The sequence below is a fragment of the Acinetobacter wuhouensis genome, assembly GCF_001696605.3.
Lineage (GTDB): Bacteria > Pseudomonadota > Gammaproteobacteria > Pseudomonadales > Moraxellaceae > Acinetobacter > Acinetobacter wuhouensis.
On sequence record NZ_CP031716.1, the window covers coordinates 2,032,961 to 2,056,394 of the forward strand.

Annotated in this window: 39 protein-coding genes and 1 tRNA gene; 7 read left to right on the plus strand and 33 right to left on the minus strand. The window is 41.8% G+C overall.

The annotated features are described in order from the left end of the window. Positions 1 to 8 precede the first annotated feature (8 nt). Entirely contained in the window at positions 9 to 893 is an 885-nt protein-coding gene (locus BEN71_RS10235; protein WP_068975695.1) for a KilA-N domain-containing protein, read from the minus strand. 76 nt (positions 894 to 969) lie between these two features. Then, positions 970 to 1,134, minus strand: coding sequence for an Arc family DNA-binding protein (locus tag BEN71_RS10240; protein WP_068975694.1), 165 nt, complete (start codon positions 1,132 to 1,134; stop codon positions 970 to 972). Between the two features lie 114 nt (positions 1,135 to 1,248). Here BEN71_RS10240 and BEN71_RS10245 point away from each other — a divergent pair, with 114 nt between their 5' ends. Beyond that, positions 1,249 to 1,593, plus strand: coding sequence for an Arc family DNA-binding protein (locus tag BEN71_RS10245; RefSeq protein WP_068975693.1), 345 nt, complete (start codon positions 1,249 to 1,251; stop codon positions 1,591 to 1,593). 149 nt (positions 1,594 to 1,742) lie between these two features. Here BEN71_RS10245 and BEN71_RS19490 read toward each other — a convergent pair whose 3' ends face one another. From BEN71_RS19490 to BEN71_RS10405, 31 genes are all read right to left on the minus strand, one after another. Next, complete coding sequence (locus tag BEN71_RS19490; protein WP_319922622.1) at positions 1,743 to 1,868, minus strand: hypothetical protein; 126 nt, start codon at positions 1,866 to 1,868, stop codon at positions 1,743 to 1,745. Between the two features lie 92 nt (positions 1,869 to 1,960). Then, entirely contained in the window at positions 1,961 to 2,398 is a 438-nt protein-coding gene (locus tag BEN71_RS10255) for a hypothetical protein (protein ID WP_068975692.1), read from the minus strand. Then, positions 2,398 to 2,868, minus strand: coding sequence for a phage tail tube protein (locus tag BEN71_RS10260; protein WP_068975698.1), 471 nt, complete (start codon positions 2,866 to 2,868; stop codon positions 2,398 to 2,400). Before BEN71_RS10260 ends, BEN71_RS10255 begins: the two co-directional genes overlap by 1 nt. 106 nt (positions 2,869 to 2,974) lie before the next feature. Further along, the gene (locus BEN71_RS10265; RefSeq protein ID WP_068975295.1) at positions 2,975 to 3,526 is read right to left on the minus strand and encodes a PD-(D/E)XK nuclease family protein; all 552 of its coding nucleotides are present in this window, start codon (positions 3,524 to 3,526) and stop codon (positions 2,975 to 2,977) included. 115 nt (positions 3,527 to 3,641) lie between these two features. Beyond that, complete coding sequence (locus BEN71_RS10270) at positions 3,642 to 4,013, minus strand: DUF3168 domain-containing protein (protein WP_068975296.1); 372 nt, start codon at positions 4,011 to 4,013, stop codon at positions 3,642 to 3,644. Further along, positions 4,010 to 4,468: an HK97-gp10 family putative phage morphogenesis protein gene (locus BEN71_RS10275; protein ID WP_068975297.1), complete on the minus strand. Its 459-nt coding sequence runs from the start codon at positions 4,466 to 4,468 to the stop codon at positions 4,010 to 4,012. Before BEN71_RS10275 ends, BEN71_RS10270 begins: the two co-directional genes overlap by 4 nt. 3 nt (positions 4,469 to 4,471) lie before the next feature. After that, positions 4,472 to 4,801 carry a phage head closure protein gene (locus tag BEN71_RS10280; protein ID WP_068975298.1) on the minus strand — a complete coding sequence of 110 codons (330 nt, stop codon included), beginning with the start codon at positions 4,799 to 4,801 and terminating at the stop codon, positions 4,472 to 4,474. A gap of 1 nt (position 4,802) precedes the next feature. Beyond that, complete coding sequence (locus BEN71_RS10285) at positions 4,803 to 5,108, minus strand: head-tail connector protein (protein ID WP_068975299.1); 306 nt, start codon at positions 5,106 to 5,108, stop codon at positions 4,803 to 4,805. Continuing rightward, positions 5,105 to 5,287: a hypothetical protein gene (locus tag BEN71_RS10290; protein WP_068975300.1), complete on the minus strand. Its 183-nt coding sequence runs from the start codon at positions 5,285 to 5,287 to the stop codon at positions 5,105 to 5,107. The genes BEN71_RS10285 and BEN71_RS10290 overlap by 4 nt, the downstream gene beginning before the upstream one ends. Positions 5,288 to 5,340: 53 nt before the next feature. Beyond that, a complete protein-coding gene (locus tag BEN71_RS10295; RefSeq protein ID WP_086322802.1) occupies positions 5,341 to 6,543 on the minus strand; it encodes a phage major capsid protein in 1,203 nt (400 codons plus the stop codon). Then, positions 6,536 to 7,198: an HK97 family phage prohead protease gene (locus BEN71_RS10300; RefSeq protein ID WP_068975302.1), complete on the minus strand. Its 663-nt coding sequence runs from the start codon at positions 7,196 to 7,198 to the stop codon at positions 6,536 to 6,538. The genes BEN71_RS10295 and BEN71_RS10300 overlap by 8 nt, the downstream gene beginning before the upstream one ends. Then, positions 7,191 to 8,426 (minus strand): phage portal protein, encoded by a 1,236-nt coding sequence (locus tag BEN71_RS10305; RefSeq protein ID WP_068975303.1) that lies wholly within the window; start codon positions 8,424 to 8,426, stop codon positions 7,191 to 7,193. The genes BEN71_RS10300 and BEN71_RS10305 overlap by 8 nt, the downstream gene beginning before the upstream one ends. After that, positions 8,423 to 9,943, minus strand: coding sequence for a terminase large subunit (locus BEN71_RS10310; protein ID WP_068975304.1), 1,521 nt, complete (start codon positions 9,941 to 9,943; stop codon positions 8,423 to 8,425). The genes BEN71_RS10305 and BEN71_RS10310 overlap by 4 nt, the downstream gene beginning before the upstream one ends. Before the next feature lie 35 nt (positions 9,944 to 9,978). Then, the gene (locus BEN71_RS10315; protein WP_068975305.1) at positions 9,979 to 10,443 is read right to left on the minus strand and encodes a TerS protein; all 465 of its coding nucleotides are present in this window, start codon (positions 10,441 to 10,443) and stop codon (positions 9,979 to 9,981) included. Between the two features lie 110 nt (positions 10,444 to 10,553). Next, positions 10,554 to 10,886, minus strand: a complete 333-nt coding sequence (locus tag BEN71_RS10320) for an HNH endonuclease signature motif containing protein (RefSeq protein ID WP_068975306.1) — start codon at positions 10,884 to 10,886, stop codon at positions 10,554 to 10,556. A 312-nt stretch (positions 10,887 to 11,198) separates the two neighbouring features. Further along, positions 11,199 to 11,702 (minus strand): hypothetical protein, encoded by a 504-nt coding sequence (locus tag BEN71_RS10330; protein ID WP_068975307.1) that lies wholly within the window; start codon positions 11,700 to 11,702, stop codon positions 11,199 to 11,201. Then, the gene (locus BEN71_RS10335) at positions 11,686 to 11,961 is read right to left on the minus strand and encodes a DUF968 domain-containing protein (protein WP_068975308.1); all 276 of its coding nucleotides are present in this window, start codon (positions 11,959 to 11,961) and stop codon (positions 11,686 to 11,688) included. Before BEN71_RS10335 ends, BEN71_RS10330 begins: the two co-directional genes overlap by 17 nt. Beyond that, positions 11,948 to 12,127 carry a hypothetical protein gene (locus BEN71_RS10340; RefSeq protein WP_068975309.1) on the minus strand — a complete coding sequence of 60 codons (180 nt, stop codon included), beginning with the start codon at positions 12,125 to 12,127 and terminating at the stop codon, positions 11,948 to 11,950. The genes BEN71_RS10335 and BEN71_RS10340 overlap by 14 nt, the downstream gene beginning before the upstream one ends. A 225-nt stretch (positions 12,128 to 12,352) precedes the next feature. Further along, positions 12,353 to 12,414 (minus strand) — tRNA-OTHER (locus tag BEN71_RS10345). 401 nt (positions 12,415 to 12,815) lie between these two features. After that, positions 12,816 to 13,130 carry a hypothetical protein gene (locus BEN71_RS10350; protein ID WP_068975310.1) on the minus strand — a complete coding sequence of 105 codons (315 nt, stop codon included), beginning with the start codon at positions 13,128 to 13,130 and terminating at the stop codon, positions 12,816 to 12,818. A 140-nt stretch (positions 13,131 to 13,270) separates the two neighbouring features. After that, on the minus strand, positions 13,271 to 13,711 hold the full coding sequence (locus BEN71_RS10355; protein WP_068975311.1) for a hypothetical protein: 441 nt from the start codon (positions 13,709 to 13,711) through the stop codon (positions 13,271 to 13,273). Between the two features lie 83 nt (positions 13,712 to 13,794). After that, positions 13,795 to 14,226 carry a RuvC family protein gene (locus tag BEN71_RS10360; protein ID WP_068975312.1) on the minus strand — a complete coding sequence of 144 codons (432 nt, stop codon included), beginning with the start codon at positions 14,224 to 14,226 and terminating at the stop codon, positions 13,795 to 13,797. Positions 14,227 to 14,311: 85 nt separating this feature from the next. Continuing rightward, positions 14,312 to 14,581, minus strand: a complete 270-nt coding sequence (locus tag BEN71_RS10365; RefSeq protein ID WP_152033033.1) for a hypothetical protein — start codon at positions 14,579 to 14,581, stop codon at positions 14,312 to 14,314. A gap of 4 nt (positions 14,582 to 14,585) precedes the next feature. Further along, positions 14,586 to 14,984, minus strand: coding sequence for an HNH endonuclease (locus tag BEN71_RS10370; RefSeq protein ID WP_117276793.1), 399 nt, complete (start codon positions 14,982 to 14,984; stop codon positions 14,586 to 14,588). Positions 14,985 to 15,301: 317 nt separating this feature from the next. After that, complete coding sequence (locus BEN71_RS19340) at positions 15,302 to 15,544, minus strand: hypothetical protein (RefSeq protein WP_068975314.1); 243 nt, start codon at positions 15,542 to 15,544, stop codon at positions 15,302 to 15,304. Further along, positions 15,534 to 15,875, minus strand: coding sequence for a hypothetical protein (locus BEN71_RS19345; protein WP_068975315.1), 342 nt, complete (start codon positions 15,873 to 15,875; stop codon positions 15,534 to 15,536). Before BEN71_RS19345 ends, BEN71_RS19340 begins: the two co-directional genes overlap by 11 nt. Positions 15,876 to 16,125: 250 nt before the next feature. Then, positions 16,126 to 16,935, minus strand: a complete 810-nt coding sequence (locus tag BEN71_RS10385) for a hypothetical protein (protein WP_117276784.1) — start codon at positions 16,933 to 16,935, stop codon at positions 16,126 to 16,128. Further along, positions 16,928 to 17,911, minus strand: coding sequence for a hypothetical protein (locus BEN71_RS10390; RefSeq protein ID WP_068975864.1), 984 nt, complete (start codon positions 17,909 to 17,911; stop codon positions 16,928 to 16,930). The genes BEN71_RS10385 and BEN71_RS10390 overlap by 8 nt, the downstream gene beginning before the upstream one ends. Then, positions 17,908 to 18,642: a phage antirepressor KilAC domain-containing protein gene (locus BEN71_RS10395; protein ID WP_227542680.1), complete on the minus strand. Its 735-nt coding sequence runs from the start codon at positions 18,640 to 18,642 to the stop codon at positions 17,908 to 17,910. Before BEN71_RS10395 ends, BEN71_RS10390 begins: the two co-directional genes overlap by 4 nt. A gap of 2 nt (positions 18,643 to 18,644) precedes the next feature. Continuing rightward, complete coding sequence (locus tag BEN71_RS10400) at positions 18,645 to 18,956, minus strand: hypothetical protein (RefSeq protein ID WP_152033038.1); 312 nt, start codon at positions 18,954 to 18,956, stop codon at positions 18,645 to 18,647. A 23-nt stretch (positions 18,957 to 18,979) separates the two neighbouring features. Beyond that, positions 18,980 to 19,165: a hypothetical protein gene (locus BEN71_RS10405; protein ID WP_068975861.1), complete on the minus strand. Its 186-nt coding sequence runs from the start codon at positions 19,163 to 19,165 to the stop codon at positions 18,980 to 18,982. A 103-nt stretch (positions 19,166 to 19,268) separates the two neighbouring features. On the opposite strand from BEN71_RS10405, the gene BEN71_RS10410 reads away from it, so the two are divergent. From BEN71_RS10410 to BEN71_RS10435, 6 genes are all read left to right on the plus strand, one after another. After that, positions 19,269 to 19,958, plus strand: coding sequence for a S24 family peptidase (locus BEN71_RS10410; RefSeq protein WP_068975860.1), 690 nt, complete (start codon positions 19,269 to 19,271; stop codon positions 19,956 to 19,958). 200 nt (positions 19,959 to 20,158) lie between these two features. Continuing rightward, positions 20,159 to 20,503, plus strand: a complete 345-nt coding sequence (locus BEN71_RS10415) for a hypothetical protein (protein WP_068975859.1) — start codon at positions 20,159 to 20,161, stop codon at positions 20,501 to 20,503. Next, on the plus strand, positions 20,503 to 20,877 hold the full coding sequence (locus tag BEN71_RS10420) for a hypothetical protein (RefSeq protein ID WP_117276776.1): 375 nt from the start codon (positions 20,503 to 20,505) through the stop codon (positions 20,875 to 20,877). Before BEN71_RS10415 ends, BEN71_RS10420 begins: the two co-directional genes overlap by 1 nt. A gap of 4 nt (positions 20,878 to 20,881) precedes the next feature. Next, on the plus strand, positions 20,882 to 21,949 hold the full coding sequence (locus tag BEN71_RS10425; protein WP_068975880.1) for a coiled-coil domain-containing protein: 1,068 nt from the start codon (positions 20,882 to 20,884) through the stop codon (positions 21,947 to 21,949). A 33-nt stretch (positions 21,950 to 21,982) separates the two neighbouring features. Continuing rightward, the gene (gene bet, locus BEN71_RS10430; RefSeq protein WP_068975879.1) at positions 21,983 to 22,792 is read left to right on the plus strand and encodes a phage recombination protein Bet; all 810 of its coding nucleotides are present in this window, start codon (positions 21,983 to 21,985) and stop codon (positions 22,790 to 22,792) included. After that, positions 22,779 to 23,417, plus strand: coding sequence for a hypothetical protein (locus tag BEN71_RS10435; RefSeq protein WP_117276775.1), 639 nt, complete (start codon positions 22,779 to 22,781; stop codon positions 23,415 to 23,417). Before bet ends, BEN71_RS10435 begins: the two co-directional genes overlap by 14 nt. The last annotated feature ends 17 nt before the right edge of the window (positions 23,418 to 23,434 follow it).

Below are 23,434 nucleotides of genomic sequence, written 5' to 3' on the forward strand. Positions count from 1 at the left end.
GTTTGTGTTTATTTGCGCTTGTAATCTAATGCCATGCGTTCGGCGCAATTTAAATGCCATTGATAATATTCAGATCGCTCACGCTGTCTTTTTAAATCATCTTTATCTATAAAGTGGAATGCAAACATCGCTCCATCAGTAAAATGATCATGTACAGCCGCAGCCATATTTGGGCTAAGTGTTCTAAGTGGCTCACCAAACTGCCTCCACCACTCTCGAATCCAAAGCATATGCCATGCTAAACCTTGAACATTATTGTGATAATTTTTATCTATTTGAATTAAATTATCTTGCTTAGTTGAAACCTTAGCCTTTAACTCCATTGTTTCCAGATAATGAACAGCCTCTGGAAAATGAATTTCTAAAAGCTCTGCATAGCGCGGGATTTTAAAATGTCGATTATGGCGCGCCCACATTTCAGCAAAGATTTTACGTTCACCTTGAGAGCGACGCGCCACAATCTCATGAAGTAATGCTTGCTGTTCTGGTGAGATGGCTTGGCGCGCCTTAACTCTGAATTGCATCACCATTGCGTCGTAAGCCCGAATAACCTGTAAATGGAATTTTGCAGAAATCCACATTGCGTACGAGTAAACCAATTCTTTCACAACATATGTGCCTTGTTCTTTACCTCTACCACGAATTATATTTACTGCTTTCTTACATGATGCAGGATTTCCTGCATCATAATTTTCATCCTCAATTGCAGCTATCAACTCTTGAGTTTTTTCATTCTCAATAAAAAATCCGGGCCGATCCTTACGCAAATCCCCACCAGCCTTATGAAGATCATTCAAGCAATAGCGTCCATCTTCATCCTGACGAATTGAAAACTCACCAATAACCAACGGTTGAGTATTTGGATTTACTAGATTTTGTGTTAAATTAGACATAGTTACTTCTCATTAGTAATGACATCAATTAAGCCCTTGCCGTCGAAAGTCTGGGCTTTTTTGTTGTCTGTTAAATTCATGCTTTCGCACTCTTTTGGTTTTCTCGCTTTTCTAACCATTCTTCAATGATCATATTTAGCTGAGCTGTGATAGTTCTGCGGTCTTTCTGAGTTTCCTCTTTAAATCGCTCTAAAGTTTTTTCAGGTATACGCACGTTTACCTGTGGATCTTGTCTTGCCATTTTCAACTCCATCTCAATGTTAGCACTAGCTAACAATTGCTAACATAGCAAACAATTCAAACTTGTGTCAACATATTTTGCTAACAATTGCTATCAAAATATTAGGACTAGAAAATGTCTGAAGATGTTCAATTTAACTTACGCATACCATCTGAGCTAAAACAGCAGATAGTTGATGCTGCCAAGCGAAATAGCAGATCTATTAATGCTGAGGCTCAATTGCGACTAGAGAGAACATTTGAACTCGATAGCCTCCCCGAGCCAACCAATCCAAAAAATATTACTGACCCCGATAAGCTCGAAGCTTGGGCTAAATCGGTGCTTAATGAGCTATTAAAACTTAAAGATATAAGCAACCGAGTCGATCGACTAGAGGGTGATATGGAGAAAATGGAGGCTAATAATTATGATGTTGAAAATAGATTAAATGATCTGGATGGTCGAGGATATGAGCCTTAACTCAAATTCCAAGTCTCACATCTAATCCTTGCTTCCAGAGCCTCAATTTGAGGCTCTGAATATGATATGTACTAGCTCAAATCTAAGCATCAAACTCTGCAAATTTGCAGAGTACTTCTCATATATGAGGTTTGGGAAACCAACCCAAGTCAGCTTCCCCCGAAACTTTGCATCATGTATTCCTCAAGCGACAATTCCTGTGGTTGATCCTCATGCGGCATAAATGACTGTGCTTTTACATCCTTAGCGCCTTTTGAACTCAAGTATGTAGCCATTAGATTTCCAATGGCTTGCTCAATGCGACGACCAATAAAAAGAGAGCCTCGCTTTTGACGAAAGGCTCTCCAAATTAAATACTCTTGGCGAGTTATTCTTTGTTTGGCTTCAGCAATTGTTCTTCCTCCAATTCCATTGATGACGAGTTCACACCATCCTTCTTCTTCTTCGCTAAGATCCAATTCTTTCCCGCAAAATCTAAAACCTCGTCAGCAGCGGTATACATAGCCTCAATTACTTCAGTTGAAATCGAGCCAGTCTCTGAAAGTTTTGGAAAAAACTTTGTATCTTCATCTTCGTGTACAACCAAAAATACTAAAGCTTTTTTTAACTGATCCAGTGTAAGGTCTTGCTTGTTTTTAAGCTTCCAAACATCTGAAGCATTAACAATCTCATCATGTGATGCAATCTTAATAAGGATTTCACCACCGACTTCAGCGCCATCTTTATCGCGGAACTGAATTGTTTTTTCAACAAAACTACCTACACCAATCACCTGCTTGGTTGCTGTTAATGTTAATTTAGCCATTATGGAGTCACCACGCGTGGAGTTGTTACAACTGCTGAAGTACGAACAAGGGTGAACGTATAGCCAACCAATGCATCTTGTTCAACTGTTGGTGCGGCTGGGTTGATATAACCCTCAAATGACCACCAAATACGATCTTCAGGTAGGTCGATACCAGCAACAGCCTCATAAGTAGGTGGTGTTTTAGAGTGGCTTGAACCTACATGCCACTTCACCTTTTCACCTGATTCAGCAAGCTCAATTAGTTTCAAATGGCTTGTGTTTGTATCATCAAGATCAATTTGAATAGAACCTTCACCCGGATCACGCAGACCGCGCTCATAATCTTTAGTGTCCGAATCTAGGCAGGTTGAATCAATCTTTGAGAACGAATCCTCACCGAATGAAAATGCTTTAGGGCAAGTGAAACGAACCACTGCACCATCGACAACAGCAAAAATCTGTGTCCCGTTGGATTTAATACGCGCCATGAGTAGCTACTCCTCAAATTTTTGGCATAAAAAAAGCCACCGAGTGGTGGCATTGGTTTGAAATTAATTTATTTATTCAAATAGGCATGGTTATCAGATGAAGTAATCAATCCTCATCGAGCATCCACATCTTTGGAACAATAATCTTGGTAATATTATCTGGAAGGTCAACCTTGAAATCGCAAGCAATCGCATATCCAGATTTCACATTCATTTCATGCATGTATTCAAGCAGCTGAGCGAGTGATTTGCTAGTGAATGACTTTTTACACTCAACTGGAACAGTTTCACCCTCAAGCTCTGCAAAAAAATCTGGGCGCTTCCCACTTGCCAATGGTTTCCCTTTTACTATTTTTATTCCATTTCTCTGCCCATATATTTTCATCCAGCTGTGAACTACTGAATACTCATCTTCTCCGAGTTTCTTTTCTGGTGAGACAGAAAGCTTGTAATTGAAAATACAGGCATCTTGCACAGCCATTCGCAGCATTGAGAATGTTACAGATTTACCATCATCATTTTTTTCTGTAAATTTCAGCAAGCTAATCATTGTCTCAAAATCTTGCTCCAATGATGCATCATAAGCATGAGCCAATACATCAGCAAATGTGAAGTTTGCGCTATCACTGTCAGTTATCTTAGAATTGATATCAGTCATTTTGTTAGCCTTAATAACATTATGATTAGAGCCCGTTTTGTGCTTCCAACACTTATCGGGCTTGTTTATTTATTATACCAAAATTAAAGATAATTTAATATAAAACAACAACTAACTATCTATCCAAAAACCAATTCGCATCAAAGCCGCGACCAAAAATATTGGTATCAGCTATGCGTTCGAAATGGTTTGGGTGAATATTGGTGACATAACAGTGTGGGTCTAAAGCCTTTCTGATTGCAGCACGGATATCGGATGCTCTTTTCTGCTGAGTGTCGTAAACTACAATCTGAAATGAAACATGGTCTATAGCGGCTGGGCAATCCAAGTGGTTTTCAGGATTGGCTGTGACCACTGACCAGACTGCATAGGGATATGGCGTTTTGTGTGGCGCTACATCTTCAAATACTCTTAAAGGATTAGTGCCGAGCAATGTTGTGACCGCTGAAGCCAATTTCAGCGTCGGAACTACGGGTAAAATGTTCATAATTTTGCGAGTTCCTTGTCGATTTCTTTATTGAAGTTTTCAGCAAAGCTATTGGTCACGGCTTGGATGTTGTTTTGCAGTGCTGGGCGCATGAATGGTGTGCCTGGATTGTTGGCACTTGGGTACTCAATAAAGCGCCAATGTCGAGTGTCGCCACCTGGTGTTTTAGGTGGATTTTTGTTTGAGAATGACGCACCACCACGAACACCGACACGCATCACCACTTCATTCGGGTTTCGTGTTTTCCCCGCAGCAATAGCAATGTTTTTCCAGATCTTTTCTGCGGTTTCTGGATCATCCAGAGTTTTTGCATTGGCCCTTGCCGCATCCCGGACAATCGCCATAGCTTTACGAGCAGAACGTCGAGCAGCGTTCTTCATCAAGCGAGGATTGCCAAGTCTTTTAAGTTTTTCTTGAACCTCATCCAATCCTTCAATATTGAATTCTACTGACATGGCTTACTCCACTAACGACAACTCCAGCGTCATGTAAATACGACCATTCTCGTTGTCAGGTTTAGGTGGTGATACAATCTGGAAAGTCTGTCCATCGAATAAAACACGCATGCTTGAGTCAATATCATCACGCTTGCGTAGTTTTAGCCTCGCTGTTGTTTCTGATCCTGCAGCTTTGGCATTAATGGAGTCTTTAACAGATAGAAATTCAAGCTTGCCCCAAAGCTTTTTATATTCAATCCAAGCTTCGGTTTCATAGTTGTATTCATCATAGGTCGTGGTTTTATGCTGAATCGTCACACGGTGGCATAGTTCGCCTGCACGTTGGGACATATCACACCCCCATATCACGATAAGGCTGGATGCAGTTCCAGTAACCAAGTGGCAACTCAGTAATCCCTTGAGATGTTGCCTCTCGGTTTTTATACAGATGCCCCACGTAGAGAAGTCGAGCAGCATCAAGCAAGCTGTTATCAACTAGATCGTTTTCATTTACTCGCTCAGCCTCGGTTGCGATAACTTTGCGATCTAGGTTTATTTGAATTTGCTCATTGGCAGCATCGATATATGTCTGTATCAAAGTATCTTCATCATCATGATCTACATGACAATGCAACTTAGCTTTTGCGAGATCAATCATTCTGGTTTCGCCCGTTTTGCTGTGGTTTTGGTTGTTTTAGGTTTTGGTTCTTCCACAGGTTCAACCAAAACACCTTTATCTACTAAGTGCTTTACATCCGCTGGATTAGCTGTGCGTTTGTCACCAGTTTGGTAATACTTATCGCCATAGTGCTCACGCTTAACGTCGTACTCAGTCATGACTATCTCCTAATAAATAAGGGCCAGCAATTTGGCCCTTATTGGATTTTGGATTAACCGCCAGCAACTGCTGGAGTAATATCTCCATATATAAATGCTTCAGGACGATACACAGCAAGCGCCAGACGCTCTTCCGCAAGAATGGTTACTAAGTTCTTAACGAAATCATCTTCGTTCTCAGTTGCCACCTCTACACGAGACTGCCAGCGATCAAAGATTTGAGCACCCATTGAGAAGGCACCAGTCAGGAATTTACCCGCAGCAATCGCCTGTGTTTCTGCAACCGGAAGACCCCACAGAGTCGGGTTTAAGTTGCCTTGTGGATTGCCAATGATGTACTGACCAGATGTGTCTTTCAGGGTTTCGATTGCAGCCCAGTCAATCGGGTTTAGCACATGGCCGCTTGCAGGGTATTCAGCAAGAATTGCCTGAAGCATTGCGAAGCGCAGAGTATCAAGCTTGCTTTCTGCTGTAGTGGTTACACCTGTAGGGCGAACATAGGCAGATGCTTGCGGAATAATACCTAACAAGTTTTGACCAGTACCATCACCATTTAAAATTTGCTGTTCTTCTTTGAAAGCCAAGCCGTAGCGTAAGCGACCATCAATGTACGACTGCAATTGTGATGCATCATCCAAGATTTGGCGTGATGCCTTCATGTAATGAGCAATAACTTTTGCGGTAGTCGATTTAAGATCGAATTTGATATCCGATTCAGGTTTTTTCGCACCCTCAGCAACCATTCCAGCGTTGTTTGTGAAGCCAGTTTCTTGAACAAATTCAAGAGCATTACCATCCATGCGACCCTGCATCAACAGGTCACGAATCGTAAGCTTACGATCCTGTGGAGCAATAATGCCTGGAATGCGTGTGGCTTGTACTAGATCGCCAGCCGAACCCGCAGCATCCGTGGTTGCTGAAGTAATGGTGGCTTTAATTTCAAGGTTTGCTTTGCCGCGCTGTCCAGCCGAACCAACCAGTGATTTAAACTGATCAGATTCCACAAATTGACGACCAAGAGATTTAACCTCTTCATTACCTTCATGCGGGCGACGGGCAGCTTTCTGCTCAACTTCATCGATGCGAGCTTTAAGCTCGTTTAATTTAGTGATTGCTTCATCTGCAGCCTGCTTTGCGCCTTCGGCAATTTTGTCGCCATGCTCACGCTTGCCTTTGAAGTCTTCAGCAATACCTTTAACTTCATCGACTTGTTTTTTAAACTCTTGAGCGAGTTGTTCTAAATTTTGATCAGTCATTTTGACTTCCTCTTAAAATATTTAATGCGGTAGAAATAGATTTCGCTTGTAGTTTTTCATCTTCAGACTCGCTCAAAAGATGGCGCAGACCCTTGCCAGCGATTGCAGTGGCTTGCGTTTTTGAAAAGCCTGACTCTCTCAGGAACTTTTCAAATTCAGGTAAAGTTGGCAGTTCGCCTTCTTCTAATTTGGATTTCACAGAAATAACTGTGCTTTTCTCATTGGCTGGCGTGGTGACAATTGAGATTTCACCCAAATCCAACTCAATCAACTCACGAATATCTGTGTTTTCGTTGTAGCTGGATTTAACTGTGCGGTAGCCAATGCTTAGACCATCGATTGCACCAGCCTTTAAAAGAGCATGTGTAGACTTTGCTTTTGGAACATCATCAACCAGTAATTTACCTTCGACATACAAGCCTTTTTCATCTTCGACCAGCTTGGTATAAACCCCGATAGGCTCATTGGTGCTGTGATTCCATAGCACTGGCGGGAATTTCCCCTTGTCAGACCACTTGGCCAGCGTATTCTTAAATGCACCCGGCAAAATAATGTCGTTGTACCAGTCCAGATTCCCAAAAACCGCACCGTAACCCGAAAAAAAACCGTCCTCTTGGACGGCTTTAATATCTAAATTAAAACTTTTTCTATTCATTTGTTTCACCTTTTTCGGCGCCCAATGGGACCATTTGCATCTGAACCATCAACTTGTCTGCGGTTGGATCATCAGCCCTTGGCATATCCTCAAGCTCTCGCACTTCATTGCGGGTGTATAGGCCATTCTGAGTCATCTTCACGTAGAAGTCAGCTCTTGCTGTATTGTTGGCACGTAGCAACCCATCAACCGCAAATTTAGGGCGATAAAGATACTTCTCGTGTGGTAGCAACAACTTCCGAGCGATTGTCTGCTCATATCGAACCAGTTGTGGGTTTAATGAGTAAGTAAGAAAGCCCTGATTGGTTTGTTCAAGGCTTGATGCCCATGAGCTGGCTTTGTTTGTGTGTCCAATCAGTTGAGGCGGCACACCAAAGGCCCGACAAATTTCCTCAATACCGAAATAACGACTTTCAAGAAGCTGTGCATCAACCGGATTAATTCGGATATTTGCAGCACTAGCCACTTTCATTCCTGCCTCAAGCACCATGTATTTTCCAGCATTCTCGGGTCGGCTGAACATAGAAAGGCTTTCACGTAAAGAATGGCGCTGCTCTTTGGTTAGCGTTGTTTCTCCACTCTCAAGAAAACCACCGACCTTCAAGCCATTCTTGAACCAGTCCTGCGCCTGATTATTTGCATCAAACTGCATACCAATCGTCTGTGCAAAAAACTGAATTGCCGATAAGCCCACATAACCATCCAAAGTAAATCCCTTAAAGTGCAGAATTTCATCATCGGTATAGATCTTAACTTTGCCGTTTTCCGTGTAATGGTATTCAAAGCTTCCGTCTTTCAGGCGCTTTTTAACCATTTCACTAGGAAACAATGGCTCTAAAGAAATAACACTGCGATTATTGCGGCGAGCAATATAACTGTACGCATTACCCCATAAATCTAAGCATGCAGATTGAATCTGCCAAAATTCACTGGCGCACATATCTGCATTGGGTGAATCATGCAAGATTCGATACAGTTCGTGGTCCTTGGCAATCTTTTTTTCAGTGTCGTATAGGTGAAGTGGCAATGTTGAAATAGTTTCAGCGCGTAGTTTTACACATGCCCAAACTGCCGATAACTTCAGGGATGTTTCAGGGCTGACCACCGCACCACCAGAAGACATGTAACTATCTACCGGATAGGAAGCATCCCCTTTCTTTAATTGAGTTTTTCCAGTCAATCGTGACCAGAAGCGAGACCAGAATCCCGTGTCTTGTAAGTCGCTCATGCTATCACGATGTCCTCTAAATATCCGTCAATGTCATAGTTGACTGTTTCATCTTTAAAATTGGAAACACCACAGGCCATTGCTAGGGCCACGATAGGGTCAATTCGGTTAGTGGCTTTTGATTTATCCAGTTTTCGACCGCCTGCTGGATCCTTAACCACTACAGCATTTGCTGCTGCAAGCTCCAAAACAGGGTTGTCGTTATGCACAATCCTGGCATTTAACAGTTCAGCTTCTAATGTATCTAACGCTGGAGACATGTCTTTAAATCCCTGTCCAAATGGGACTAGTGGCAACTCTAAGCCTATTAGGTCGCACTCCTTCTTAAACACATCAATACGCCATCTATCAAATGCAATCGAATGAAGTATTTTTAACTCAGATGCTATTTCACCAATCATTTGTGCCACAAAACCATAATCTACAGTTGCGCCTGGCGTGGTGAACATGTGCCCTTGTTTCACAAACAGGTCGTACGGCACACGGTCACGTTTTGCTCTGTCATCTAGTCCAATACTTGGAGTCCAGATATACGGGTAAACATAAAACTTGTTGTCTTTTTTTCCTAAAAACACGCAAGCAGTCAAGTCGGTACGAGCCGACAAATCCAGTCCTGCCCATACTTCATCACACTCATAAATTGGCGGTAATTCATCAAGGCATGTATCCCAAGTCTGTTTGGCAATAAACGGTGACACGGTGGAAACACGCTGATTCAAGTTTAGGTTTCGGAAAGTGTTTTCAGCACTCGGCATCCGACTGGCCTTTTCTGCTAATTTTTGCATATCAGGCTCCGACCTAAACTTGCCCAATGCTGGATTGGATAGCTTCCATGAGTTCTTATCTAAAATATCGCTATCCATTGGTGTGGTGTATAGGTGGCACACTGTCTTTGGATCTTCACCCTTTAGCGCATCATCAATCCAGATACTCAGCAGGTCTGCATCAGTGGCAGCCTGCGTACTAATCACCATCAAGAGTGGTGCTTCATGTGCGCCCTGAGCTGTCACCACCGCATCAACAAATTCATCTTGCGGCCCTTTTACCTGTCCCGTTTCATCAAGAATTGCCAAAATAGGCGATAGACCGTGTGTTGTTTTTCCTTCTGCTGATAACGCCCTGAACTCGACGTTTTTCGCCAAGCCTACGAGCGTTTTTGTCGATGGAATGATATGAACCAAGTCTTGCAAGTCTTCATTCAGATTAATCATCTTCACGGCCAGTTTGAAAACAATGGCTGCCTGATCTCGCGACAATGCGCCACTGACGATCTGGCTGTTCTGCTTTGCTTCTGGGCCAATCAAGTGAGCTAAAAGGATGCCTGCGATTAAAGCGGTTTTACCATTCTTTCGTGCGATGCTCAAAATTGCTGTGTGTGTTCCATGCGGATTGTCATAAACATCCAAAATAAATTTCTTTTGAAAATCCTCAAGAATGATCGGCTGACCAACATGCGCACCCTCTGGTGCTTTGCAGTATCTTTCGATAAATGCAATTACTCGTTCACCGCGTGTCATACATTCCACCTATAAGACGATAGGCATTAAAAAAATCAGCTCGGTCGAGCCAGTAAATCATCTGATTCTTTGGTTTTTTCAGCAGTCTGTCTGCCTTTCGCTGCTGCTGAGTTTTTCCCGCGTTGCTTGTCTGACTCACCAACCGTTGCCACTGCATGAACTTGAATATGTTTTGACAGTGCGATTGATCTGCGACTAAGCGTTTCCAGTAGCGAATGCTTAGGGTTTAGAACAACCGTCCCACGATCATTGGTTAGCGTGTCACCCTCCTCAAGAATCTCTTGCTGGATGCGCTCAATGTCTGCCTGACAGCGAGCTAGGTTTGCTGCATGTTGCAGGTCTACCGTGTTCCAACTTTCCTTTACGCGCGCGCGCACAAGTGCATACCAAAACGGCATGTCAATATCTCGAAGTTGAACGTGTCCTGGTGGTGCAATATCCTGATCATCTACTAATTGCGTTTTGACATGAGTGCTGTCTGACCGCTTTCTTCCCGCCATGTGTTCCAGCCTTTAAAATCCCAATAGAACTAAAAGTGAGTTTCGGGGGCGGTTCCTAAAGGCAAAACTCCTGAAGAATACCCATCCCCCACCATCTAATTGATTTTGTTCTATTTATTCCAGTGATGATTAGGATCAAGCGGAATACCACGCTCATCACAACCAATGATTACTTCACGCTTTTCTTGTCTCTGAATGGTGGAGTCATGATGTAATTTGCACACCGCTTGCCAGTTGCTCTTATCCCAAAACAAAGACTGATCACCCTTATGCGGAATGATGTGATTGACTACGGTTGCAACCACAATCTTATTTTGTTCTTCACACATGACACACAAAGGATGTGACCTTAGATACGACTCTCTGGCCTTGCGCCATCTTGAGTTATATCCACGTTCGCTTGATGTTCGCTTGTCGCTGCGCCATGATGGAGTGTTGCTCATATCACCACCTATTTGCCTTCGGTGTCATTGCCTGCAATTTGGTTTGGAGTCTCGGGAGTTTCATGAATCAAGGTACTCATGTTGGCTTGGCTCGTCCTCGTCGGGATTTAACTGGAGCAACAGCTCCTGTATCTGACTGCTCTGTGTTACCAGCATCTGAATAAGCTGACTGTTCTGCTGCAACACTTGATTATTCTGCTTTACGATCTCGGTTAGTAAGTCGAGCAATTGCTTTTGTGATGGATTCTTTTGAGTTGTCATACATTGCCTTTAGTTTTTGTCTGCGTTGTTCACAACCTTCACATGCCATAGTTATTCCCTCAAATACATCAAATCATCAGGTGTATTCAACCAACACCCATGTTTATTACAAAATGCATGAATGTCATTCAAATACTCGGTGAACTGATCGATCGTTGCATCCGTTGTGCTAATCAATTCATTCAAGCCATCTGCCACTTGTTGGTATTGCGGGTGCTTTTGATCTTTCAAAACCTTGACTGCTGCAAACGTCTTTCTGTATTGACCCACATCATCACGATGATAAATACGTGCTAGGAATTGCTTCTTGAAAAATAAATGCTCTGTGTCTTTATCGGTGCCCTGATGTTTTGCCCACTGCGACACCCATAGCCAATAAAGTCTGTTCTGCGCCTTGCTTCGATCTTCTTGCTTTTGATCTATCCGAACAACTAAAGGCTTGCCATCACTTAACGCATTCGCATGATGTCTATGCATGTAGGCAATTGCTTTACCCACTTCTTCAAACGACTTAATGACGAATGTTGCAGGTTCGAGTTTAAAAGTATTCTTCATCCCTTTTACCCACCATCAACTCAGTCTTGACTAGCCATTGTTCGAATAGCTTTTCACTTTCTGCCCGATTACCCAACTCAAACCGATCAAACGCAGCATGGCATTTAAAGCAAAGGGGAATTACAAATAGGTCAGAACTTTTGATTCCCCTGCCTTTACCATGCTTTGCTGAATTACTGTGAGCAGCTTGTGAATTAGGATTACCGCACCTTACACACGGAAGCTTTCTGATCTCAGCCAGCCGCTTAGGACTTCGCATTGAGCTGCTTCTCTATGCTTGCAATCTGTTTGCCAATCTTTCTTAACTCACCAATACAGTCTTGTTTAAATGCATGGCTTGAAAAGAGATGGTTGTAATTCATTAACCGCGCTTGGTTTGCTTTAAGTATTTCTAAGTTTTTATATGCTTCTACACGATCAACCATGACCACCACCAATAAGAAAAGAAAAACCCCACTCAGTTATTTAGTTGAGCAGGGTTATGTGCCGTAATACGTTCAGCAAAATGCCACCGAAGTGGCGGGGTTACTTTTTCAATTTGCCACACTTACGGCATTCAATTTGCACAAAAATATCTGATTCGTACTCATATTCGTGAACGCAGAACAATTGTTTCAATAATCTAAGCATATTGATCTCTTGAATATTAGTGCGCCATGTAGGACTTGAACCTACGACCCAAAACGGCTCTTACCAACTGAGCTAATGGCGCAAAAAAAGGACGTGGTGATCAGCCACATCCTTGCCTTAGATTACGATATTGATCAACTCGGCAACTGATCTACCGCTACTCAACACGACAAACATCTCAAAGTTAGCTATTGATTTGCTTTGTGTCTTTCAATTCCATTGGTCGGGGAGTCACCCACAATTTGAGGCTCTGAGGCTAACTCAATGTGTGACGAAATCACATTGGATTCAAACCGATTTATACGGCTGGTTTCTGCATCCCACCGTTTGCGCTTATAGCTGAGCAAATTGCACAGCGTCACAAATCCAAGTTCTTTTAAAGCTAACAGTCTTTCATGAGTCGATCCTCAATTGATCACTTGTGTATGTCACAAGCACCTTTATAAAATTTTAGACAACAAAAAAGCCCACATTTCTGTGAGCCTATTGTCTACAATTCCAAACCTTGACTGCAAAATTCACGACTTCACGCTCATTTTCCCAATCCAATTGATTGTATTCATCTTCCAGTGGATGTGGCCATGGTCCAATATCACTACTTGGAGAAGATGCACCACATTCATGACAGCTTGCTTGTGCACTCCATTGAGTTTGTTTTTCTCCACAAACCTCGAAATTCATGATCTTAGAATCAATAACAATAAACTGCTCTGAACCTTCACCACACCAAGGACAAGGTAAAGCTTTTACATCAGGACGCATATTGTTTTCTTGATCAGAATGCCAACGATTTTCCATGTAAGCCCCATGAGTATTCAGACAAAAAAATACCCACGAGATGGAGTCAGTGGGTATGGAAACTGCAAAACGGTAGTGAATTACTATAACTTCGTCCACTGTAACAGAAATATGCCATATCGTGGCATGCCAGTCAAACACTATTCGATTCTTAATCTTTTATCATGACCTGAAACATAGAAAGCACCACAGCTCACCATGCTTCTTAAACAGTTACGCCCCAACTTAAACTCTATTTCCATTCTTCGGTCAGATAGATTACGCATATTTTTTTCAATAAACAGCATAACTGCACGCTTAGCAGATTCACAAACTCTTGATGTTTTCTTAAAATCCACAATCCACTTGCGCACTTCTTCAGCTTCAAAATCACTTATTTCACAAATGATCTGGTCTTTCCGCAATGCTACACCTTTATTATTTTCACATATCATCCAGTAAATTTGATTCACACCAAGACTATCAGGCTCATTGCCGCTTTTCATGCGATTGATTAAAACGTATGCGCCATACTGTTTAAACCAATCCTCGGCTGTAAACTTGCTCCAATCCATCGTTTCAATTCTCACCGCTGCATTCATAATTGACCCTTATTTCCCAAATACACCCAAAATCATCATCGTGAAAAGAAATGCAACCAACACGATCATTTCGTTTCTATCCATCATCCCATCCCCCAAATCAACATACCCGCATCACGCTGCTCTTGATTCGTTCGACCTTGCCAGCCAGTAATGCGATTAAATTCTTCTGAATTCTTTTTGGTTTTGGTTGGTCTTACCAGCACCACTGCCAAACCCAATGATTCAGCCATTTCAGAAAGTAAAATACCTGTCGCATGATTCAAACCAACACGACGTGATATTTGCTCACTAACTTGTCTCGAATGATTCCCGCCTGTTCTAAAGTTAGCCTTCTTGTTATGCCACCCTGCCTCGATCACCACTTTCTTAATCTGATCTTGGTGACTGCGAAATAACTCAACAGTTTCAGCAAAGGTCAAATTCTTCAGCTCAAATGACTGTCCTAAGATGGCCACCCCTGATTTTTCTAAGTCTGGATCAATGCCGATGATGAGGGGTTTAGGAATTTGCATTTAACCCCCAATCAATTTGGTTAATGGCTCTTTGAACCACCAAGCTAAAAGCAAGATAATCAAACAGACGTATGAAATGGATTCGCTATTCATGCTCACCTCGCAAAGCTTTCTGAATCTCATAAGCCATACTTGGCCGCATGGTTGTGTACTCATCATCAATCAATTTTTGAAGCAAAGCTTTTAGATCCTTGTCTTCGCCTTGATAAGTTTTAATGCTTTGAGCTTGATTTGAATTCCATTCTTCAAGCCGATCAATCTCAGCCTGTCTTGATCTCTGACCCATCGAAAATGCTTCAAGTCTTGTGCAATTTCTTGAATGTTGATTTTTCTTGCAATATTCATCAAAAGTCATTTGTTTATCCATGACGTTCCGCCTCCAAGATTGCTTGAGGAATCCCCATCTTTTCAAAATAAAAAACTATTGGCTCTTGTATGAATTTAACCAACCCAAAACGAACTAAATGACGCACTTGGGAGCAATCCCTAATAACCTGAACATCTCGATAGTGAGCAAGCAAATCACGCCAAGCCTCTAGCGACATTGATCGCTTGTTGTGATTGCATGCTGTGCAAGCTGGTACAAGATTCTCAATAACATCATTTTCAGGTTTAGATGGCTTACCAGTTTCAATGTCACGTACGACCGCAATCAAATGATCCGCATGCCATTTATCACCAAGCAATTCGCCACAATAAGCACAATGACCGCCAAATTTTTGCTTTAATTCAGCACGTTGAATTTTGGTTAATTTCATAACTCCATCACCTTCAATTTTCTCATGGCTTAACTCTGCATAAGCTGCAAGTTCTTCCGCCTCAGATCGTCCGTAATAGTGGTGTTCAATGGCGGTGCGGAGGTCGTTAATTGAAATAAAAACATCAAAACTAAAAACATCAGTTTCAAACCAATTTTGATCATATGGATTCCACATCTCACAATCTTTATATCTAATGTTTTTGAAATAATTAGGTGTTAAGTTGGTATGACTTGCCTCCTCAGGCGCACCCTCCACAATCGCCTTTGCCTTTTCAATGCCACCCACTTGCTCGATTAGGTTGTTTGTAGTTGTGGTCATGCCGCTACTCCTTGCGTTCTAAGCAACTTTGCTTGTTTGAAATACAGATAGTCAGATACATTGTTAAAAGCCGTTTCTACACGAAGCAGCGCATCACTACGCACACGCTCAAAACCTAGCGGAACTTCTTGCTCAAGAGCAATGTTTAATTCATCGTTAATGCCTTTCCAACGCGTTTTAATTCCTGCACCACGATCCACTTTTAAATCACAACCAAAACGGAATTGCTCAAAACTCATTTTTTGGCATTTGGAACTGCGTTGGCACTGTTAAAACTTCATCTTTTTCGACTGAGTAATAATGTGAATCCACACCTAAAAACCACTCTTGCTCAAGCGGAATCAATAGGTTTTTAAGACAGATAATCAGATCACCGTGATATACGTCATAAACCACGTGCTTAGGCGTAAGCTCTTTATCAGCCAAGTCATTTTCTTCACGCCATGTATCAATGCTGTCGTTCACTTCATCAATATTGAAAGTCATTTCGAGCACATGAGTTTGATTAGCCTGTGATTGATACAGGTTTCCGATTTTGTTCGGGTTATATTTCTTATTGCGCTTTTTCATGGTGCACACCCTTTCTCATGGCATGAACGGATTGCGTTTTTAGGACGCTGTAATCGCTGAGGCTTATATCGAATGTAGTAGCAGCTCTTGCATGCAGCTTCATAACAAGTGCTCTTAGTGCCATCTCTTTTTGGCTTTCCTGAGTACGTAAACCAAAACTCACTATCCAATGGCCAGTATTCATCGCATTGAATACAAAGCTTTTCGCGCCCCAATTCGGTTTCGATAAATTTAGGTTTATTTGGTTTCTTCACACCCCACCCCCTACTTGTTCATCCAAAAAACGCACCGCATTCGGCAATGGTTTTTGCTCAGCCCGCAAAGCCGCTTTGTATTTTTCAAAATCATCAAACGGGTCAGGCCAATAATCAGAATCAGATTTCATTTCCAAGTCGTGTTCAGCATGCTCAAACTTGTTTGCTTTCTTAACCTCACCACGAATTGCAATTTGTGCTTGAACAAACGCCTCTTTTGGTGTCATGCCCTGCTCACGCAATCGGTTAGTCATAGTCAAAATCAACTGCTGTTCTTCGTTTAATCCTACTTTTTGTGCCGTGGTTTTTTCCTCAGCGATTTGCTTCATTCCGATCTGCTTTGGTGGCTCATAAAACGTCTGGCTTTTCCCTTGAACTTGAGCTTTCAAAAGGTTGGCGTTATAAATCCCTTTAAATTGATTTTGAGCTTCTTTCATCTGCCCCATGTTGATTAGGTATTCAACTTGGTCAAAAGCGTATTTAGCCAGAGTGGTGATCTTGTTTTTTTTGCGGTTTTTAGTGTATTCACAGACGCGCGCCCAAGCCTCATCAATTGACCACCAAGAACCAGATACACATAACGCTCTGAATTGCGCGATAGTTGGGCAATAAGCCTGTGTGCTTAGTTGGGTTAGTCCGAAGTGGAATTGAGCCTCTGACACACCAACCATCGCACCGATGATGATAGTTTCAACTTGATCAGGAGATACGTTGCCCATCTGGTGAGTAAACAGGTTTCCGTGAATGACGCGCATGGTGTCGATAAGCTGCTGGGCTTGCTGTGGGCCAAAAAAGAAATTAGTCATGCTGCACCTCAATCACATCAATGATGTTGTTTGGCTGCTGCTGATTTCGTTTTGCGTAGTAATCAGCCCATGCTTGTTCACGTTGTTGCTTTGGTTTGGCTTGATTGGTTTGCTTTGGCTCAAATAAGCCTTGGTAGTTTCCAGTGATTGAAGTTTTCAAAGACTCATTGCTGCCATCAAATCCCCATTTCTGGAAATCTTTGTAAATCGCATTTAGGGCATTTTTAGTCAGCTTGGTTTTAGTGGTCGTTGATCGATTAGAAACAAACTGCTCCCAAAGTGAGAAATCACAGATTGGTGAGAATCTTTCTGAGGTCAGTTTAATTACTTCGTCATAAGATAATTTGCGAGCCTTGTCTTTGCGTTCAGCTTCGGCTTTTGCTTTTTGTTGTTTTACAAAGATTGAATAACCGTAAAAATTGGCTTCCAAAGGTTTTTTAGAGCGAAGCGACTTAATTAATAATTCTATAGAAGTAATTCTATAAATTAATTCTATTGTGTCTTTAGTTATGGAAGTGCTGGCGCTTTCATATTGGAAGTGCTGGCGCTTCACTTTTGGAAGTGCTTCACTTTTGGAAGTGGTACTTTCATTTTGGAAGTGCTCAACCAATGAGACCTCATTGATCTGGTACTCATTACCCTTGCGACTGTTCTCGCTAACCAATGTAATAACACCTAAATCAAGCAGCTCTTTGAGACCTCTTCTAACTGTGCCTGTACCCATTTTTTTAGAGCCTTCGAGCTTTCCACCCTGCAACTGTGAATAGCTCACATGGTCGGTTATCTTGTCCTTAAAGCCGTTAATACGATCCTCAAGTTCTGCATAGACATTTTTTGCTGCATCACTTAAAAAAGGTCGCACCTCATATCGGTATAACCGACTAGACATGACATAGCCCTTTTCAAACTTGTCAGCCATTTTTTTACCTTTGTTGAATTGGACAATGTTGTCCTCATGTTTTGGAAGTGCTGTCATGCCGCCACTCCCTTCTCTAACCACTTCGCAATGCGAGTAATTAATTTTTGAGTAAGTTTTACCTGGGTAAATACCTTTTCACCTGATTCAGTTAATCGAGGCGCAGAAGTCACAACATGCACGAGCTTCTGATCTATAGACTTTTGATAAGCTTGAATTTTTGAATATTGATCACGGTAAACAACCTTGTGGTCAATCAAGTATTGAGCAAGTTGGTTTTGACCAATCTTGAGAACTTTTGCAGATTCACGGATACCTAATACATTGGTGCAATCAGCAATGCGGTCTAAGCCTTTTGCTTTTGGTTCAAGCGACTGAACTTTGTGCTCAAGCTCGATTACTTTTTCTGTATAACCAAGTAAGGCTTGGCGAAGGAATGCAGGGTCATCAAGATTTAAAGCAGGCTTTTTAAGTGCATCTTCCATTGCAGTCATGCGGTCAAATACCTGGGCTTGCAACTCGTAGCTGTATGACATTGCCATCAAGCAAGCTTCGCGTTTTGGGAAGCGGTAGCAAGGGCGTTGCTCACCATTTCCAGCAAGATAAGACGAGCGAAATTTTTCGCTGGTCTCTATCCCTAAAACCTTTGGTACTTTTGCCATAAAATCAGCATGGCGAAGCTGAACTGGCTTTTCGTCAAACTTGCGGCTATCGTTGATATAATCAACAAGCTCAAGCGATACCATGGTCACTTGGTCTGTGTTATTATCATTTTGAATTTGTGCTAACATATTCACTGTTCATTTCCCTCTAGGTTTTGAATATCAAGCTCAGTAGTTACCGCTACTGGGCTTTCTTTATTTGTGGACGATGTATTCACCGTATTTGTGGTACTACCAAACGCTCTACTGAGATACTCATGTTGTTTCTTGAACTTCAGGAGCTTCTCAATGGCTGCATCCCGAATCCATTCCGAGCGTTTTATGTCGTCCATTGCTGCCAGTGCATCAATCGCCTGCAATGCTTCATGTGTCATGCGGACTGATGTTGAGTCAGTCTTTTTCCCATGCACATCAAGAAAACCTAAATCTAGTGCTTCTTGCATATCGTCTACCCCCATTTGCCCACCTATGCGCTTAGCTTTCCAAGTTTGGCTTTTAACTTCCCTTTGGTTGATATTTCAAAAACCGCCTGTGTGCTTAACGGGATGCCTTTGCGCCAATAATTAATCACAGATCGATCTCGACCAAGGATTCGAGCGAGATCAGCGTCACTTTTGGCTTTATAGAAAGTTCGCAAGTCATCTACGGTCATGTTTATTTACCTAAACTACGATGTTTAGTTTATTGAACAATAAGTTTAGGAATATGTCAATTTTTTTGTTTAGTATTTTAAACAAATGTAAGGTTTTACTATTATGCAAACGACATCAGATAGAATTAACCAGCGTATGAGGGACTTGGGTCTGCAACACAAGGATTTGGTTGCTGCCACTGGAGCGAGCAAAGGGACTGTTACCAACTGGATTAATGGGGTAAATAACCCAACTGGAAAGAGATTGGTTCAACTCGCTCAGGCGTTAAAAACTACCTCTAGTTGGTTATTAACTGGAAATTCAACCCCTGAATTTACACAAGTCGAACCTTGGGATAGCAACACGCCTCTTGATGATGACGAGATTGAAATTCCATTCTTTAAGGATTTCTCTTTTGCTTGTGGTGGTGGCTCTATTGGCGAGGCTATTGCTAATGAAACACGCAAATTGCGAATGTCTAAAGCAACGCTGCGAAACTTATCCATCATGAAAGAGAATGCCGTGGCAGCGACTGCAATCGGCGATTCAATGAGTCCAACTATTAAAGATGGCGATACAATCCATGTTGATCTTGGAAGAAAAAATATAAAAGATGGAAAAATTTTCGCTATTTGTATTGGTGGGCTTTTCTACTGCAAACGACTCTACAACTTGCCTTTGGGTGGGGTTCGTATCGTTTCTGACAACTCTGTAGAATTTCCAGAAATACAGTTAAGCGCCCAAGAAATAATTGATCAGCAATTAGAAGTTATCGGCTGGGTTTGGCAAATATCTAGCTTAGAAAGTTGGTAATCACTCACAAAATACAGCCTGACTATATGTCAGGTTTTTTATTGTCTAAAAATTGGTGTTCATAAAAATAATAAAAAAAGTTCATTTTACTAAACAAAAGCATTGACTCATTTTGTTTAGTTTACTAAACTAAACCTCGTAAACACAAAAAAGCCCAGCTACTTTCGACAGACACTGGGCTTCAACACAACGAGGTCATTATGACAACTAAATCCAATTTTCTCAAGTCTGCATTCATTGCAGCATCAATCAGCGCGGGGATAGCAGTAGCTTACGCTTTCCAGCCTGCCAAAGTGGCTGATGATAATCCTCAAGTGGTTATCACTGCTCAAAAATATGAAGTGCTTAAACGTACTTGCCATGAAACCTGTGTCGCTACTGTCAAAGCTAATGATTACAGCATTTATGTTGAGTATGCCTTGGACGATGCTTCAGTCGAGTTTCTGGACATTCTGAACGTGGTGCATTCCGATGAGACTGTGAATGCTTATATCGACCAGTATGAAATTCAAAAGATTAATGCTGCGATTGCTGGAGCTAAATAATGAACACTCAAACCAAACCTGAGTTGTTCGCGCCCTGCTTTCCTTTTGCTATTGATAAGAAATCAATTGAAGTTGAACACGATGTTGTGACGTTTAGTTTCACGTTTGGAATGTATTCAATTGATTGTGAAATCAAAGGTGAACAGCTCACTGATATGGCTTATTTAGAGCCTCAGTCAAACCCGCAAAACGGCTATGAAGTTGAATATACAAAATTCGAAGTTGATAGCAGAACACTTGCTGTTGTAACTCGCTCTGACTTTGAAGAAACAAAAATGAGTGTTGAGTTCATACTGACTGAATCTCAGGTTTATGAGTTGAATGAATGGCTTGAAGCGGATGCGGTTGAAAAATTTGAAATGGCACAAGGATAAGAATATGAATGCAAAATTTGAATTAGAAATCGCGGATCAAAACATTGTTGTATCTGCATTTCGCACACCAGGCGGCACTGCTGAATTGTTCGAGCGCATTGCTCAAGAAGCGCGTTCACATGTGCCTGATGTGACCACTAAAAAAGGACGAGATCAGATTGGCTCGCTCGCTCTAAAAATTAGTAAATCCAAGACATTTATTGAGAAGTGTGGCAAGGAATTGGTTGCTGAGCAAAAGGCTCAAATCAAGCTTATTGATGATGACCGCATTGCGACTGTTAAAAAGTTTGATGAACTTCGGAATGAAATCTTGGCGCCTCGCGATGCTTGGGAGCAAGCTGAAAAGGATCGCGTGGCGAAGCATAAAGAAGCTGTTCAATTTATTAAAGATCACGCACCTGAAGCTGATGCTACTTCGTTAAAGTTAAAAGGCGATATTGAGTTTTTGGAAAACCTTGAGATTGGTTCGCAGTATGAGGAATTCGAAGAACAAGCCAAGCTTGCCAAATTTGAAACACTGGAAGCACTGCGCAAAGCATTAGCCGACCGTGAAAAGCTTGAAGCCGAACAAGCGGAACTTGAACGCTTACGACAAGCTGAAATTGATCGTCAACAGAAAGAGCGTGAAGAAGCTATTGCTCGTGAGGCTACTGAAAAAGCTCAACGTGAAGCAGAAGCAAAAGCACGTTTTGAAGCTGAGCGTGTGGAGCGTGAAAAGCTTGAAGCAGAACAGCGCGAATCTCAATTAAAGATTGAAAAAGAACAGGCTGAATTACGTGAGCAACAATTGAAGCAACAAGCTATTGAGCGTGAAAAGCAAGCTGAAATTGATCGTCAAAAAGCTGTTGAAGCTGAGCGTTTGCGTATTGAGCGTGAAGCGGAAGCAAAAGCAGAAGCTGAGCGAAAAGCCGAAGAAGCGCGTAAAGCTAATATTGAACACATGCGCTCAATCAATTGTGAAGCAGTAAAAGCTCTTTGCTTTGAGATTCCAAGTCTTACAGAAGAAATGGCGAAAGATGTGATTCGTGCGATTGCGAAAAACTCTGTGCCTAACGTGTCTATTAAATATTAAAAAATTGGCGGTCTAACCGCCTTGGAGATGAATATGAATGCTGTAGCTCAAGTGGAAAATCAATTGGGTGTATCGCTTAAAGATTACGATGTTGATCAAGCTATGTGGTCTGCCCTGACTTCATCAATCTTTCCTGGCGCGAAACCTGAATCAATCGTTATGGCGGTTGAATATGCGAAAGCGCGTAATCTCGACATCATGAAAAAGCCTTGCCACATCGTCCCAATGAATGTGAAGGATTCTAAAACAGGAAACACCGAATGGCGTGACATTATCATGCCATCCATTGCAGAACATCGAATTACAGCTTCTCGCTCTAACAGTTATGCAGGAATTGAGGCTCCAGTATTTGGTCCAATGATTGATATTAATTTTGGTGGCGTTTCTCACACTGTTCCTGAATTCTGTACCGTAACTGTTTATCGAATGATTCATGGTGAAAAGGTTGCTTTTGCTCACACTGAATATTTTGAAGAAGCATGCGCAACTGTAAAAGGTGGTGGCTTAAATTCAATGTGGACAAAGCGTAAGCGTGGTCAGTTATCAAAATGTGCTGAAGCAGGCGCTCTCCGTAAAGCATTTCCTGAAGAAATTGGTGATGAGTACACCAAAGAGGAAATGGAGGGAAAAATTATCACTGTAGGCAATGATGTTTCTGATGAAAATAAGATTGCAACAGATTCTCGCCCTACCCTAAACGACGCACAAATTGAAAAAGCCATTACTAAAATCAAAGCAGGTCAAGGTGATTTAGAGTCACTAAAGGCTCATTACAACATCACTAGTGAACAAGAGCATTATGTTCGCGCTCAAACCGAGGTGCTTGATCATGATTCAGTTTAGAGCCTCAGGTGTGGGTAAGCTTATGTCTTACCCTGAAAAAGACACTTTGTCTGAGGGTGCGCTCTCCCATATTTATGAAATGGAAAAGCAAATAATGTTGGGGTGGAAACCTAATCTTAATACGCTTGAAATTGAAAAAGGTCGTGCTGTAGAAGATCAAACAATTGCTTTATACAACCAAGTTTCAGGCAACTTTTATGTCAAGAATAAGGTTCGTAAAACTTCTGATCTATTCACTGGTGAGTGCGATATTTGCGAGGATGAAGAAGATTTAATTTTAGATGTTAAGTCGTCTTACTCAAAAGACACCTTTCCCTTAACTATAAAAGAAGGTCAAAAAAAGCTGTATGAATGGCAATTAGACACATACATGCACCTTTGGGATAAGGGGAATTCAGGCTTGGTTTTTGGATTGGTAGACACTCCAAGTCATCTAATTAAAAAACATGAACCAGAAGATTGGCACATTGTTGGGCATATCACCCCTGAGCTTCGAATCACAACATTATTCCGTAAGCGAGATGCAAAGCGTGAAAAGCAATTGATAAATAAAACTCGTGTTGCTCAAGACATGCTTTGTGAATTGCTTGATAAACGGGGGTTTAAGTGGGAGCAAGCAGCATAATCCTATTCCAATAAAAG